Below are 13917 nucleotides of genomic sequence, written 5' to 3'. Positions count from 1 at the left end.
CGGGCGCCATCGTCTCGGGTTCCTCCGGTACCGCCCAGGCGAAGAAGGAGGCCCTGGAGGCCGCGGGCGTCAAGGTCGGCAAGACCCCGACCGAGACGGCCAAGCTGGCTCGCGCCATCCTCGGCAGCTGAGCACCGGCCGCCCCAGGCGGCTGAACACGGCCGCCCTCGGCGGCCGAGCTCTCTGAGCCGGTCCGGTGGGCCCACCCCAGACGGGGGCGGGCCCACCGGCGTTTCCGGGAGACGCACGGCGTTTTCCGCGGAGACGCACCGGCGTTCTCCGCAGAGACCCATCAGCGTTTTCGGGAGCGGACCAGCCGGTCGGCGGACCAGCCGAGTCATCTGGGCTCCGGTGCCAGCCGCTCCGGCCCACCCGCCGCCTCCTTCCTCAGCTCTGCGCTCACCTTGAGCGCCTCCGGCGAGAGCGGGCCGAGTACGCCCTGCACCGGCAGCCCCTTGACCGTGTGCCCGGGGGACACCCGCGCCAGGTAGTGGGTGGGGGCGGTGCGCAGGGTGAACGTCGTCGCGCCGATGATGGTGGCCGTGAAGGCGATGGCGGACCGGGTCCAGAACCGGGTCCGGCGTTCCCCGGCCGTGCGCGCGCCCGCCGGCTCGCCCGCCCCGAGGCGCACCGTCGAGGCCAGGCGGACCAGCCGCCGGTGCAGTTCCGCCGGATCGGACAGCTCCGGCAGGCGCGCGGCGAGCGCCTCGCGCGCGTGCATCAGCCGGCTCGCCGCGGCCGGGGTGCTCGCCTCCGTCTCCGCCGCCGTCTCGGGCAGGTCGAGGCCGACACCGTCGTAGAGCACCAGGGTGCGGCGGTACGACGGCGGGAGCCGCAGCAGGGCGCGTAGCAGCGCGCGGTCCGCGGGGTCGGACGGCGGGTCGGGGGCGTGGCCCCGCCGGCGGAAGAGGTGCCAGGGGGACAGCGCGCAGTCGTACGCCACCGCCCGCACCCAGCCCGCCGGGTCCCGGTCGTGGGCCACCTCCGGCCAGCGCTGCCAGGCCAGTTGGAAGGCCTGTTCCACGGACTCGCGCGCTTGCTTGTGCCGGCCGGTGAGCAGATAGGCCTGCCGTACGAGCACGGGGGCGCAGAACGTGTACAGGGCGTCGAAGGCCTGAGCGGGTGTCAGGGCGCTGTCTGCCTCGTCGACGGCCTGATCCCGCGTCAGGGAGGCAGCCGTGCCGAAGCGTCGGCCCTCCGCGGGGGATGGCCGCGGGTTCGCATGACTGTTCGTCATGATGCGTCCCTCCGTGTGAATGGGCACATATTCATATATTGAGGGACACGGCGGAGGTTCGCCTGTTGCGCCTGGAAAGCCTGTGTCGTTGGGAGCATGGAGGCCGTGATCCAGACGACCCGCAGACGTCCACCGCTGTCACGCCTTCGCACCCGCCTGCGGGACCGCTCACCCGGCCTGGGAGCCTGCTTTCTGGGCGGTGCGGTCGCGGCGGGGCTCGGCCTCGGCTCGTTCACCGTGCTCGTCGTCGCGCTGTGGATCAGCTCGCCGTATCCGGACAGCGGACCAGGCGGCGCGCTGCACGTCGCCGGCGCGCTGTGGCTGCTGGCGCACGGCGCCGAACTGATCCGCACCGAAACCCTCACGGGGGTCCCCGCGCCCGTCGGGGTGACCCCGCTGGTGCTGCTCGCGCTGCCCGCGCTGCTGGTGCACCGGGCGGCCCGGGACGCGACCGACCAGGGCGACGGCGGGCCGCTCGTCCCGCCGCGCACCGCCTGGACGGGCGTCGTCCTCGGCTACCTCGCCGTCGGATCCGGCGCCGCCGCGTATGCGGACGGCGGTGCGCTGCGGACCTCGTGGGCGTGGGCGGCTGTGTGCGTACCGCTGGTCACCGCAGCGGCCGCGGGCAGCGGCGTGTGGACGGCGTACGGCTGTCCCCGCGCACCCCTGGAGCGGGCGCTGCACCGGCTGCCGGGTGGTGTGAGGCGACTGCTCCTCGGGCCGGGGCCGCGGGCGAGATTGGGTGTCGCGACGCGGGCGGCGGGGGCCGGGGCCATGGTGTTCGCCGGCGGCGGGGCGCTGATGCTCGCGGTGTCGCTGGTGGTGCACGCCGGGATGGTCCAGGGGGCCTTCCTGGAGCTGACCGAGGGCTGGTCGGGACGGTTCGCCGTACTGCTGCTGTGCCTGGCGCTGCTGCCGAACGCGATGCTGTGGGCGGCGGCGTACTCCCTGGGACCCGGCTTCGTGCTCGGCGCCGGTCATGCCGTCGGCCCGCTGTCCTCCGCCCCGGCCCCGCTGCTGCCGCCCTTCCCGCTGCTCGCCGCGGTTCCCGACCCCGGCCCCGGCACCGCGCTGAACTGGGCGACGGCGTCGCTGCCGGTGACGGCCGGGCTGACGATGGGCTGGTTCGTGGCCAGGTCGGCGGTGCGGGAGGAGCGGGGCGGCGCGGCGCCGGACGGCGGGGAGGCACGCGCGGGCGTGCGGGCCTGGTCGTGGCGGCGGACGGTGGCCGGTGCCGGGCTGGCCTCTCTGCTGTGCGCGGCGGTTCTCGGGGTGCTTGCGGCACTGGCCGGCGGACCGCTCGGGGGCGCGGCGCTCGCCCGGTTCGGGCCGGTGGGGTGGCAGGTGGGTGCGGCGGCGCTGGTGTGGACCGCGACGGCGGCCGTGCCGACGGCGGCGGCGCTGCGGGCGTGGCGCTGCCGCTCGAGCCGGGTGGCGGTGGGCGGCGCGGCCGAGCCGAAGACCGGCGAACCCCAGGCGGGCACGACCGTCACGATGCCGCGTCCGTTGCCCGCCGAAGCCATGCGCGCAAGAGTGCGCCGGTGGGGCCTGCTCCTGCGGGCGAAGGCCGCGAAGCCCCGGCCTCCGCAGCCCACGCCGGTCCCCGTTCGCTACGACGACGTCTTCGAGCCGTACGACGTCCTGCTCTTCGACCCGCCGGTGCCGGGACCCCCCTCCTGGCGCGAGGGCGACGGAGACCAGGAGGCCCGCCGGGCCGCGCCGAAGGAAACGGCGGCGGGGACGGAGGCGCCGCGGGAGGCCGGTGCGGCGCAGGAGAGCACGAAGCCGGAAGGAACCGTGGAGCCGTCCGTGCCCGCGAAGCCGGAAGGATCCGTGAGGCCACCCGTTCCCCCGAAGCCGGCGGATCCCCCTCCGGCCCCCGGTCACGGGAACCCCGTGGCCCCGCCCGCCCGGCGGGAACCTTCCGCGTGGCAATCCCCGTGGGAATTCCCGCGCGAACCCCTCGCGCCACGCCCCCCCGCGCAGGACTCCGGCGCGGAGGAACCCCCCGCGCCGGACGCCCCCGTCAGTCGCTGATCCCCAGCACTGCCCGCAGCTCAGCCGGCAGATGCTGGTCGCAGGCCTGCTTGGCCTCGTTGGTGAGGGCGTCGTTCACGCACGAGTAGTAGTCGCGGTAGACCAGTTGCGCCGTGAAGTTCACGGCGACCAGGGCGAGCGCCAGTGACGCGGTGACCAGGCCGCTGACCGCGGCCGTCGTCTGAGGGCGGCCCTCGGGCGCCGGGCCGTCCGGGCCGTGCCCGCGCGGCTTGGCGCGCAGTGAGCTGACACCCCAGTACAGGGAGAGCGCGCCCAGCAGCAGGGCCACGTACGGCCAGCTGAACAGGGCGAAGAAGAAGGCCCACATGCCGCACAGCAGGGCGTACCGTGCACGGCGCTGGGCGGGGTCGGTGGGGTCCCAGCGCGGACCGGGGCCGCCGCTCGGGTTCTGCGGGCCGCCGCCGGGTCGCTGCGGGCGCTCGCCGAAGCCGCTGGAGGAGCGGCCGGGCTGGCGGTCGCTCCACTGGCTGCCCCAGGGGGCCTGGCCGCCGCCCTCGCCGGACCCGTCGGATCCGCCCTCGGAGGAGGCGTCACGGCCGGACTGGGGACGGGGCCGCCACGGGCGGTCGGGGGTGCCCTCCGAGGGCGGTGCGAAGGGGTTGTCGTCGGGGGTGGCGCTGCCGCGTCCGGCGCCGTCCCGTCCGTCCGAGGACGCGTCCGGGGGCGAGGACGGGCGCTCCCGCACCAACACGGCACCGCGCCGCCCTCCCTGCGCCGACTGGGGAGGGAGCGTGAGGAGTCGCAGGCTGCGGTCCGGCATCAAGTGAGCGTCTTCCCCTTGGTGAGTCACGACTGATCTGGCACGACCGTTCCGGCACGGACGATCCGGTGGAGAGGTTCCCCCGAAGGCGCTGGGTGCCCACGGTCCGGGATCTCTCATCGCGTGAACGCACGGTGGGTGCGGTGCGTTCCCGTACCAGCTCCTCCCAGACGCTACCTTCCGGCCACGCCCCCGTCCCATGGGGGCCGTCCGAAGTGCCGGTATCGTTGCTGACGGTCGGCCGCTTCGTAGGCTTCCCCGTATCCGGGGGCGCGAAGCATTCGTACGACCGTACAAAACAGCTTCCCCGAGAAAGGGCCCCATCGTGGCCGCCAAGCCCGTGGCCAAGCGCCTCGTCGTGCTGGTCTCCGGATCCGGCAGCAATCTTCAGGCGCTCCTCGACGCGATCGCCGACGTGGGAGCCGAGGCCTACGGCGCCGAGGTCGTCGCCGTGGGCGCCGACCGCGACGGCATCGAGGGGCTGGCGCGCGCCGAGCGCGCCGGGCTGCCGACCTTCGTGCGGAAGGTCAAGGACTACGGCACGCGCGAGGAGTGGGACGCGGCGCTGGCCGAGGCCGTCGCCGCCCACGAGCCCGACCTCGTCGTCTCCGCCGGGTTCATGAAGATCGTGGGGAAGGAGTTCCTCGCGCGGTTCGGCGGGCGGTTCGTCAACACGCACCCCGCCCTGCTGCCCAGTTTTCCCGGGGCCCACGGTGTGCGGGACGCGCTCGCGTACGGCGCCAGGGTCACCGGCTGCACCGTCCACTTCGTCGACGACGGCGTCGACACCGGCCCGATCATCGCCCAGGGCGTGGTCGAGGTCCGGGACGAGGACGACGAGAGCGCGCTGCACGAGCGCATCAAGGAAGTCGAGCGAAGGCTGCTCGTCGAGGTCGTGGGGCGGCTCGCCCGCAACGGCTATCGCATCGAGGGACGAAAGGTAGTTATCCAGTGACCGCCGAGAACAAGCGGCCCATCCGGCGCGCGCTCGTCAGCGTCTACGACAAGACCGGCCTGGAGGAGCTCGCGCGCGGGCTGCACGAAGCGGGCGTCGAACTCGTCTCCACCGGCTCCACCGCCGGCCGGATCGCCGCGGCCGGCGTGCCCGTCACCAAGGTCGAGGACCTCACCGGCTTCCCCGAGTGCCTGGACGGCCGGGTCAAGACCCTGCACCCCAAGGTGCACGCCGGCATCCTCGCCGACCTGCGCCTGGAGGACCACCGGCGGCAGCTGGGCGAGCTGGGTGTCGAGCCCTTCGACCTCGTCGTGGTCAACCTCTACCCGTTCCGCGAGACCGTCGCCTCCGGCGCCTCGCCCGACGAGTGCGTCGAGCAGATCGACATCGGCGGCCCCTCGATGGTCCGCGCCGCCGCCAAGAACCACCCGTCCGTGGCCGTGGTCACCAGCCCGGACCGCTACGCCGACGTCCTCGCCGCGGTGCGGGAGGGCGGCTTCGACCTCGCCACCCGCAAGCGCCTGGCCGCCGAGGCCTTCCAGCACACGGCCGCCTACGACGTGGCCGTCGCCTCCTGGTTCGCCTCCTCCTACGCGCCCGTCGACGAGTCCTCCTTCCCCGACTTCCTCGGCGCCACCTATGCGCGCAAGAACACCCTCCGCTACGGCGAGAACCCGCACCAGCCCGCCGCCCTCTACACCGGCGGCCCGGTCGGCGGACTCGCCGAGGCCGAGCAGCTGCACGGCAAGGAGATGTCGTACAACAACTACACGGACACGGACGCCGCCCGCCGTGCCGCGTACGACCACGACGAGCCGTGCGTGGCGATCATCAAGCACGCCAACCCGTGCGGCATCGCGGTCGGCGCGGACGTCGCCGAGGCGCACCGCAAGGCGCACGCCTGCGACCCGCTGTCCGCGTTCGGTGGGGTGATCGCGGTCAACCGCCCGGTCAGCAAGGAGATGGCCGAGCAGGTCGCGGAGATCTTCACCGAGGTCATCGTCGCGCCGGACTACGAGGACGGCGCGCTGGAGGCCCTCGCCAAGAAGAAGAACATCCGGGTGCTGAAGGCCCCGAACGGCCCGTGCGGCCGGGTGGAGGCCAAGCACATCGACGGCGGCGTGCTGCTCCAGGCCACCGACCGGCTCCAGGCCGACGGCGACGACCCGGCCAACTGGACCCTCGCCAGCGGCGAGGCGCTGCCGGCCGACGAGCTGGCCGAGCTCGCCTTCGCCTGGCGGGCCTGCCGGGCGGTGAAGTCCAACGCGATCCTGCTCGCCAAGGACGGCGCCTCGGTCGGTGTCGGCATGGGCCAGGTCAACCGTGTCGACTCCTGCAAGCTGGCGGTCGAGCGGGCCGGTGCGGAGCGCGCCCGCGGCTCCTACGCGGCCTCGGACGCGTTCTTCCCGTTCCCCGACGGCCCCGAGATCCTCATGGCCGCCGGCGTCCGCGCGATCGTTCAGCCGGGCGGCTCGATCCGCGACGAGCAGGTCGTCGAGGCCGCGCAGAAGGCGGGCGTGACGATGTACTTCACCGGGACCCGCCACTTCTTCCACTGATCGGCGAACGCCCCTGACGGCCGCGGCCTCCGGCTCTCTCGCGGAGAGAGCCGGAGGCCGCGCTCACGCGGACCTCAGCACGAGGGCAGCGGGTTGGTCTCCGAGGCGATGTCGTTGTCGCTCATCCAGCCCCGGGCTCCGTTGTCCGCCTGGGTGTAGACCCAGCGGGTGGGGTGCGGGCCGCCGTGGTTCTGCCCGCCGTCGAACTTGCAGACGAACCAGGACGGGTTGGAGTACATGCGGCCCACGACGGACCCCGTGTTGGTGCTCTTGTAGACCTTGGCGCCGGAGGCGTTGTTGCAGTACCAGGCGGAGCCGCTCTTCCAGCACGGCGACGCGGCCTGGGCGCTGCCTGCCATGCCGAGGGCGAGAGCGGCGCCGGCGGTGACGGTCGCGGCGCCCGCGGCGAGCGCCTTGCGGATGATGGTCATGACTGGGTTCCCCCTCGTTGTTGACTGAGTCGAGGTCCTGCCACCCCGTGGGGTGGACGGCTCCACCGTGCCGCGCCGGTGGCGGCCGCGGTACCTCGGAAGTCCCAGGGTCACTTCCCGCCCGGCGGCGTGTACTCCTTGAGGTAGCGCGCGACACGGGCCCCGTAGTCGCGGTACTTCGGGGGAACTCCGCGCGCCGCGTTCACCTTCCGGTACGACGTCCGGTAGGCGGCGGCGATCAGCACCCGCCGGTCGCCGGGCAGCCCGGCCTCCAGCCGCGGCTCGATGTAGCACAGGTAGCGGCCCATGGCCGGGACGGACACGGCGGGGGAGAAGGGAGGCCGGGGGACCGAGGGCGCCGGCTGCCCGTCGGACCGTATCCACCAGCGCAGCACCTCGGGGGTCCAACGAGCGATGCCGTACTCGTCCTCGGCCGGGTCGGACAGGCCCGGGTCGAAGTCGCTCTCCGCCTTCAGCATGGCGGCGATCAGCGCGGGCGTGACGTCCGGCCGCGCGCAGCCGTGCGCCGAGTCGACGATCAGCCGCCGGTAGACGGCGGGGACGCCCCGGTCCGTGCGGAGTTCGGCGGCGCCGTAACCGGACGCGGCGGCCGTCGCCTCCGGCGCGGATCCCTTGGCGTCGGGCGGGCGGTCCGCGCGGGTGCCGACGTCGTAGGCGAGCGCGGCCACGGCGGCCGCGGCGAGCGCCGCGGCCAGAACGACCGCGCGGCGCCGGCGGCGGGCCGCGGGAATCGGGGGGATCTTCGGGATCCGGGGCGGGCGGGCCGTCCCGGCCGCGGCCGCGACCCGGCGCAGCAGGGCCTCGGTGCCGATGCGGTCCTCGTGCGTACGGGCCAGGCAGCCGCCGACGATCTCCCCCCAGGCATCGGGGAGTTCGGGGGACAGGCGCAGTTCCCGCGAGCCGCCGGCGTAGGCGGCGGCCGCGTCCCGGCGGAGCGTCGGGGTGGCGCCGGGCAGCGGGAAGGCGCCGGTGAGGACCAGGTGGGAGAGGACCCCGAAGGCCCACACGTCGGCGGACGGGCGGATCCGGCGCCCGCGTTCGCCGATCTCGGACCACAGCAGTTCGGGCGGGGTGTAGTCGGGGGTGCAGAAGGCCGGGGTGTAGGCGTGGGTGCCCTCCAGTTCGGCGGCCATGTTGAAGTCGGCCAGGCGCACCGAACCGTCCTGCATCAGCAGCACGTTGGCCGGTTTCAGGTCCCCGTGCACCCAGCCCGCCCGGTGCAACTGGGCGAGCCCTTCGCAGATCTGCGCGAGCAGTACGGGCCCCGAGGCGGGTCGGGGACCGGTGTCGAGCAGGGCGGCCAGCGAGCCCTGGGCCTTCTCCAGGACGAGCACGGTGGCGCCGTCCAGGCCGGGGCTGGCGGGGTCGTCGACCGTGAGGGTCTCGTACATCCGGATCAGCCGCGGGCGGCGCAGCCTGCGGTGCAACGCGACCTCGCGCTCGACGAGTTCGCGCAGGTGGGTCAGCTGGCGCGGGGTGCCGGTGCCGGTGGGCAGGAACTTCAGGGCGGCCGTGCGCGGCAGCGTTCCGTCGCCGCCGGTGCGGCGCCCCTCGTAGACGCTGCCGAAGGCGCCCGTGGCGATGGGCCTGCGCACCTCCCAGACGCCGACCCGGTAACCGCGGGGCACCGGCACGGCGTAGGGCTCGGTCACCGGGACGCCCGGCTCGGCCGGCCCGCGAGGACGGTCAGGTCGTCCTCCCGCACCAGGTCGAAGCGCAGGGCCAGGGAGACCAGCGACTCCTTCTTCCCGTTGAGGCGGGGGCCGGTCTCGGCGGTCTCCGGGCCGGGCTTCAGCCGCAGTTTCACGGCCAGGTAGTCGATGTTCCACTGCACCGAGGTGCGCGACGCGGCCGGCCAGGCCGGGCGCAACCGCTCGACCACCTGGTCGACGGTCGGCGGCGCGGCGTGCGGATCACCGCGCAGCCGGGGCTCGCACAGGGCGGCGAGCACCGCGAAGTAGCGCTTGCTGCGGTCCACGGAGAAGGCGGGCGCGGTGGGTTCGCCGTCGGTTCCGCCCGTGCCGCACAGATAGTCGTGCCGTGGCGCCCACACCTCGATGGGCAGCAGGTCCCCGGCCGCGGGCAGCACGATCCGGGAGAACTCGAAGGGAACCGGCGCGTCCAGCCGCCCCGGTGCGACCTTCATGTGCTCGCCGGCGCCCTCCGGGTTCTCCACGACGTACGTGTGGCGGGCGGAGAGGTTGCTCAATATCCAGAACGCCCCGTGCGCGGTGATCTCACCGGCGCGGCGGGACACCCCGTCGTGCGCGATCACCAGGTCGTTGTCCGGGGCGGAGCGCCCGAAGGCGAGGCGCTCGCAGGGCGCGAGCCGGAACTGGGTGCTGTGTCGCTCGTCCCCCGTGGTCGGCGGAGGTACCACGATGATGCTGTACAAGGTGCGTCTCCCCGTGCCTGACGGCTACGGAATCCAGACCAGGGCGACGCACCAGGGCCGTGTCCCATTTTGTGTGGTTCCGACACGGCCCTTGGAGCAATTGGCGCGAACTGTTCAGTAGCTGGGGCGGTTGAACCAGGCGCCGCCGGCCTTGTTGGCGCAGAAGACGATGATCAGAATGCCCATGGCGAGGCTGAGCAGCGCGAATACGTTGGCGCCCACCAGGCTCACCAGGCTGAACAGGATGACGAACGAGCTGTAGACGATCGCGGAGACGCGCACGCCGCCGCGCCCGGTGGGGACCTTCACGGCGGTGAAGATCGCCCAGAACGCGAACGCCAGAACGAAGACGCCGAGGCCGATCATGACGCCCGCCCCGACGCTCGCCGCCTTGTCCGCGTCCGCCGCGGAGATGCTGCTGTCGGCCGAGACCGCTTCCTCGATCTTGTCGGCGAACCACTTGCTCGCCACCATCATCAGCACGCCGCCGAGCGCCTGGAGACCACCGAGCACGAACAGCAGCACGCGGGCCGCCTTCACCGTGCCCGGCATCGTCTGCGGCACCGGTGCGCCGTACGGCTGCTGCACGGGCGGGGCCTGCGGATAGCCGTAGCCGGGGGCCTGGCCCTGCGGGTAGCCGAAACCGGGCTGCGGGGCCGGCTGCTGGGGCGGCTGCTGCGGCGCGCCGTAGGGGTTGTTCGAGTCGCCGTAACTCATGGCGGTTGCTTCCTCCGTCGATCAGGTGCGGGGACGCGCGGCACCGTACGGAGGAGAGTTCACAGAAGTGCGGTCGTCCCCCCGAAGAGCTGCCCGCGGCACTGTGGTCATCATGGTTCTTTACCGGCGACTTACTTGTCCAGCCGCATTCCGGATGTGTTGTGCAAGTGCAACATCACCGATCAAGACGGCCGCGGGCGCCGGCGCGGACAGAGGGGCGGGACCTCCCGGATTGGAACCGCGAGCCGGTCATCCGCGAGGATAAGGACATGACCGCCCAGATTCTCGATGGCAAGGCCACCGCAGCCGAGATCAAAACCGATCTGACCGCCCGTGTGGCGGCGCTGAAGGAGAAGGGCGTCACGCCCGGACTCGGCACGATCCTGGTCGGGGACGACCCCGGCAGCCGCAAGTACGTCGCCGGCAAGCACCGCGACTGCGCCGAGGTCGGCATCGCCTCCATCCAGCGGGAACTGCCGGCCACCGCGACCCAGGACGAGATCGAGGCGGTCGTCCGGGAGCTGAACGAGGACCCCGCCTGCACCGGCTACATCGTCCAGCTGCCGCTGCCCAAGGGCATCGACGAGAACCGCGTCCTGGAGCTGATGGATCCGGACAAGGACGCGGACGGCCTGCACCCGATGAACCTCGGGCGGCTCGTCCTCAACGAGCCCGCCCCGCTGCCCTGCACCCCGAACGGCGTGCTGACGCTGCTGCGCCGCCACGGCGTGGAGATCAAGGGCGCCGAGGTCGTGGTCATCGGCCGCGGCGTGACCATCGGCCGGCCGATGCCGCTGCTGCTGACCCGGCGCAGCGAGAACGCCACGGTGACCCAGTGCCACACCGGCACCCGCGACCTGTCCGCGCACCTGCGCCGCGCGGACATCGTCGTCGCCGCGGCCGGCTCCCCGCACCTGATCCGCGCCGAGGACGTCAAGCCCGGCGCGGCCGTCCTGGACGTCGGTGTCTCCCGCAACGCCGAGGGCAAGATCGTCGGCGATGTCCACCCGGACGTGGCCCGGGTGGCCGGCTGGCTGTCCCCGAACCCCGGCGGAGTCGGCCCGATGACCCGCGCCCAGCTGCTGGTGAACGTGGTCGAGGCGGCGGAGCGCAGTGTCGGCTGAGGCGGAGGGCACCGGGCGGGAGCCGTCTCCCGCGGAGCCGGAGACAGAGGTACGGGACGCGGTCGGCGTGCCGGCCGCCGCCGGGAAGCCGCGCCGGGGCGCAGGCCGCTTTCCGACGCTCACGCGGGACACCGCGCGGCCGGAGGGCGGCGGCCGGGCCGCGTCCGGCGGCGCACCGGCGCCCGCCCGGCAGTGGCCGCTGCTGGCCGTGCTGGGCACGGTGGGGCTCGGGCTGCTGGTGACCGCCTTCGACGCCTTCAGGTTCGGTCTGCTGCTGATCGGGCTCGCGCTGCTCGGCGGGGCCGGGCTGCGCTGGTTCCTGCCCCGGGTCGGCATGCTCGCGGTCCGCTCCCGCTTCACGGACATCGTCACCTATGGCCTGCTGGGCTGCGTCATCGTCCTGCTGGCGCTGATGGTCCAGCCCAAGCCCTGGCTGGAGATTCCGTTCCTGGACGACGCGCTGCACTTCACCGTCCGCAACGGCTAGGGTCTTTCGTTTGGATCAGGCCGGCTCCCTGGTCCGGCCTGATCCAAACGAGAGGCCCTGTAGCCGTACGATGGCGGCCCATCCTCTCCCCCGAGTCAGGACGGGCCGCCGCCGGGACCAACCCTCCTGCACCGTGAACGGGCTGTTCAACGCCTGTCCGTGCGCTGTGGCACGGAAGTGACCGTTCCGCTACGGTGTCCGCGCTCTGCTACAGGCCCTGACCCGGCCTCGCCGGGGGAGCCGGAGACCTCTGCGGCGTGACCTCTGCGGCGCACGAGGTCACGCCGGGATCCGGGATGTGCCGATGTGTCGACAGAGCCCGCCGCGCGGGTGAGGCATTCCCCCCATCGGGCTAGCGTGGGCAGCCGGCGCACCGGCGCGCGCTTCGGTTCGAATGCTCCCGTGCGCCCCCGAAGTGGGACCTGAGATCCTGGCGGGGCGCACTCCTGTGGGTAACGAGAACCGAGAACACCGAAGAACACCGAAGCACACCGACGAACACCGAAGCACACTGAAGAACACCGAAGACCGAGGGCACGGACTCGGCACAGGACGTCATGCGCGGGGAACAACCAGCACGTACCGGGGGGAAGGGGAAGCGATGCCTCGTTGGAAGGCCTTGCCCGATGAACTCGATCCACAGATAAGGGAGTTCGCGAGCCAGTTGAGGAGGCTCGTGGACCGCGGCGGCCTGAGCATCGCCGCGCTGGCCGATCGCACGGGCTACAGCAAGACGTCCTGGGAGCGCTATCTCAACGGACGGCTCCTGGCGCCCAAGGGTGCGGTCGTGGCTCTCGCCGAGGTCACCGGCACCAATCCGGTCCATCTCACCACCATGTGGGAACTGGCCGAACGGGCCTGGAGCCGTGCGGAGATGCGTCACGACCGGACCATGGAGGCCATCCGAATAGCCCAGGCACGCGCCGCGCTGGGGGAGTTCGGCGCGGCGGCACCCGGCGCCGAGGCGGGCGGGGGCAAGGCGGCCCGCAGGAACGGCACCGCCACGGCGGCCCCGGGGAGCGCGGGCCCGGCGGGCGCGTCCCCCGCGGTGCCGGTGCAGCCGACGGCGTCCGACGCCGACGCCCGTGAGGGCACGGCGAGGAAGGCGTCGCCGGCCTCGGAGGGCGTCTCGGGAACGGCTGTCCTCCCGGCCGCCGCTCCCACGCCCGTCGCGCCCGGCGCCGGCCCGGACCCCGGCTCCGCCTCCGGCGCCCGCCCCGACCCCACCACCGGATCGGGTTCCGATTCCGAGGCGTCGGGCGGCAACTCCTGGGGGCTGGCCGGTTACCGGGGACCGTCCCGGGCGGTTGGACGCGCCCCCGGTGCCGCGGCGTCCCCGCCCGGCGGCGCCGTGCCGGCTGCCGGACCTCCGGGTCCGCACTCCGCGGCTTCCCCCGTCCCGTACGCCCAGGGCGACCCCGGCCGTCCGTACACCCAGGGCTCCCCGGGCCCGCACGGCGAGCCTCCGCGGTCTCCCCGGCCCGCCTCCTCCTCCGGCGGCGGGGCGCGCAAGCGGCAGGTGATGATGTTCCTCGCGGGCGCGGCCAGCGCCCTGGCCGTGATCGGCGCCGTCTTCTTCCTCACCCGCGGCGGGGACGACAAGAAGGCCGCGGACGCGGCCAAGTCGCCTTCCCCGTCCGCCGACGTCAGCCTGCCGCCCGGTGTCAAGTGCGTCGCGGACGGCTGCACGGGCAAGGACGCCGAGGCCATGGGGTGCAGTGGCAACCTGGTGAGCACGGTCGAGAGCGTCACCGTCGGCACGACCCTGGTCGAGGTCCGCTACAGCAAGACCTGCGGTGCCGCCTGGGCCCGTATCACCCAGGCCGTTCAGGGCGACGAGGTCCGGGTCTCGGTCGGCGCGCGCACGGAGCGCGGCACCCTCGCGGCGGCCGGCGAGACGATCGCGTACACGCCCATGGTCGCGGTGCGGGAGGCGACGCAGGCCAAGGCGTGCGCGACGCTGGCGTCGGGACAGACGGGGTGCACCAGTCAGTGAGACCGGAGGCGGCGGTCCGGGTCAGTGAGACCGGGGGCGGCGGTCCGGGTCAGTGAGACCGGGGGCGGCGGTCCGGGCCCGTCCGGGTGACAAGTGGCACGGGACAGGTGTGGGGGCCGCCGAACCGGGCACGCGGACAGTACCCCCACGGGAGTCCGGTTTTCCGGCAACCCCCAT

The 13917-nt window shown here is 73.6% G+C and carries 12 protein-coding genes and 1 pseudogene; 7 read left to right on the top strand and 6 right to left on the bottom strand.

Annotated features, from left to right (window positions below; all coding sequences use genetic code 11):
• Positions 1-131 (top strand): annotated as a pseudogene (locus ABZ818_RS19855) (succinate--CoA ligase subunit alpha); the annotation flags it as partial.
• A 206-nt stretch (positions 132-337) separates the two neighbouring features.
• Here the strand turns inward: ABZ818_RS19855 and ABZ818_RS19850 are convergent.
• Positions 338-1237 (bottom strand): sigma factor-like helix-turn-helix DNA-binding protein, encoded by a 900-nt coding sequence (locus ABZ818_RS19850; protein ID WP_361416012.1) that lies wholly within the window; start codon positions 1235-1237, stop codon positions 338-340.
• A 96-nt stretch (positions 1238-1333) separates the two neighbouring features.
• On the opposite strand from ABZ818_RS19850, the gene ABZ818_RS19845 reads away from it, so the two are divergent.
• The gene (locus tag ABZ818_RS19845; protein WP_361416010.1) at positions 1334-3274 is read left to right on the top strand and encodes a DUF6350 family protein; all 1941 of its coding nucleotides are present in this window, start codon (positions 1334-1336) and stop codon (positions 3272-3274) included.
• Here the strand turns inward: ABZ818_RS19845 and ABZ818_RS19840 are convergent.
• A complete protein-coding gene (locus tag ABZ818_RS19840) occupies positions 3264-4055 on the bottom strand; it encodes a hypothetical protein (protein WP_361416008.1) in 792 nt (263 codons plus the stop codon). The genes ABZ818_RS19845 and ABZ818_RS19840 overlap by 11 nt on opposite strands.
• 325 nt (positions 4056-4380) lie before the next feature.
• On the opposite strand from ABZ818_RS19840, the gene purN reads away from it, so the two are divergent.
• Entirely contained in the window at positions 4381-5010 is a 630-nt protein-coding gene (gene purN / locus ABZ818_RS19835; RefSeq protein ID WP_361416006.1) for a phosphoribosylglycinamide formyltransferase, read from the top strand.
• Complete coding sequence (purH, locus tag ABZ818_RS19830; RefSeq protein ID WP_361416004.1) at positions 5007-6569, top strand: bifunctional phosphoribosylaminoimidazolecarboxamide formyltransferase/IMP cyclohydrolase; 1563 nt, start codon at positions 5007-5009, stop codon at positions 6567-6569. Before purN ends, purH begins: the two co-directional genes overlap by 4 nt.
• Positions 6570-6643: 74 nt before the next feature.
• Here the strand turns inward: purH and ABZ818_RS19825 are convergent, their stop codons facing one another.
• The 4 genes from ABZ818_RS19825 to ABZ818_RS19810 all read right to left on the bottom strand — a co-directional run bounded on the left by ABZ818_RS19825 (position 6644) and on the right by ABZ818_RS19810 (position 10133).
• A complete protein-coding gene (locus ABZ818_RS19825; protein ID WP_361416002.1) occupies positions 6644-7000 on the bottom strand; it encodes a hypothetical protein in 357 nt (118 codons plus the stop codon).
• Positions 7001-7110: 110 nt separating this feature from the next.
• On the bottom strand, positions 7111-8673 hold the full coding sequence (locus tag ABZ818_RS19820) for a protein kinase (RefSeq protein WP_361416000.1): 1563 nt from the start codon (positions 8671-8673) through the stop codon (positions 7111-7113).
• Positions 8670-9416 carry an FHA domain-containing protein gene (locus ABZ818_RS19815; protein ID WP_361415998.1) on the bottom strand — a complete coding sequence of 249 codons (747 nt, stop codon included), beginning with the start codon at positions 9414-9416 and terminating at the stop codon, positions 8670-8672. Before ABZ818_RS19815 ends, ABZ818_RS19820 begins: the two co-directional genes overlap by 4 nt.
• Positions 9417-9530: 114 nt before the next feature.
• Positions 9531-10133 carry a hypothetical protein gene (locus ABZ818_RS19810; RefSeq protein WP_361415997.1) on the bottom strand — a complete coding sequence of 201 codons (603 nt, stop codon included), beginning with the start codon at positions 10131-10133 and terminating at the stop codon, positions 9531-9533.
• A 269-nt stretch (positions 10134-10402) separates the two neighbouring features.
• On the opposite strand from ABZ818_RS19810, the gene ABZ818_RS19805 reads away from it, so the two are divergent.
• From ABZ818_RS19805 to ABZ818_RS19795, 3 genes are all read left to right on the top strand, one after another.
• Entirely contained in the window at positions 10403-11257 is an 855-nt protein-coding gene (locus ABZ818_RS19805; protein WP_361415995.1) for a bifunctional methylenetetrahydrofolate dehydrogenase/methenyltetrahydrofolate cyclohydrolase, read from the top strand.
• Complete coding sequence (locus tag ABZ818_RS19800) at positions 11247-11744, top strand: DUF3017 domain-containing protein (RefSeq protein ID WP_361415993.1); 498 nt, start codon at positions 11247-11249, stop codon at positions 11742-11744. Before ABZ818_RS19805 ends, ABZ818_RS19800 begins: the two co-directional genes overlap by 11 nt.
• A gap of 601 nt (positions 11745-12345) precedes the next feature.
• Positions 12346-13740: a DUF2690 domain-containing protein gene (locus ABZ818_RS19795; RefSeq protein WP_361415991.1), complete on the top strand. Its 1395-nt coding sequence runs from the start codon at positions 12346-12348 to the stop codon at positions 13738-13740.
• The last annotated feature ends 177 nt before the right edge of the window (positions 13741-13917 follow it).

Source organism: Streptomyces sp. NPDC047453 (assembly GCF_040643155.1).
GTDB lineage: Bacteria > Actinomycetota > Actinomycetes > Streptomycetales > Streptomycetaceae > Streptomyces.
The sequence above is the reverse complement of the archived record's forward strand: the minus strand, read 5'-3'. Positions and strand labels throughout refer to the sequence as shown.

Bases quoted from the DNA above. Each gene is read 5' to 3' on its own strand.
- ABZ818_RS19850 (WP_361416012.1), bottom strand. From the start codon at position 1,237: ATGACGAACAGTCATGCGAACCCGCGGCCATCCCCCGCGGAGGGCCGA.
- ABZ818_RS19845 (WP_361416010.1), top strand. From the start codon at position 1,334: ATGGAGGCCGTGATCCAGACGACCCGCAGACGTCCACCGCTGTCACGC.
- ABZ818_RS19840 (WP_361416008.1), bottom strand. From the start codon at position 4,055: ATGCCGGACCGCAGCCTGCGACTCCTCACGCTCCCTCCCCAGTCGGCG.
- ABZ818_RS19825 (WP_361416002.1), bottom strand. From the start codon at position 7,000: ATGACCATCATCCGCAAGGCGCTCGCCGCGGGCGCCGCGACCGTCACC.
- ABZ818_RS19810 (WP_361415997.1), bottom strand. From the start codon at position 10,133: ATGAGTTACGGCGACTCGAACAACCCCTACGGCGCGCCGCAGCAGCCG.
- ABZ818_RS19805 (WP_361415995.1), top strand. From the start codon at position 10,403: ATGACCGCCCAGATTCTCGATGGCAAGGCCACCGCAGCCGAGATCAAA.
- ABZ818_RS19795 (WP_361415991.1), top strand. From the start codon at position 12,346: ATGCCTCGTTGGAAGGCCTTGCCCGATGAACTCGATCCACAGATAAGG.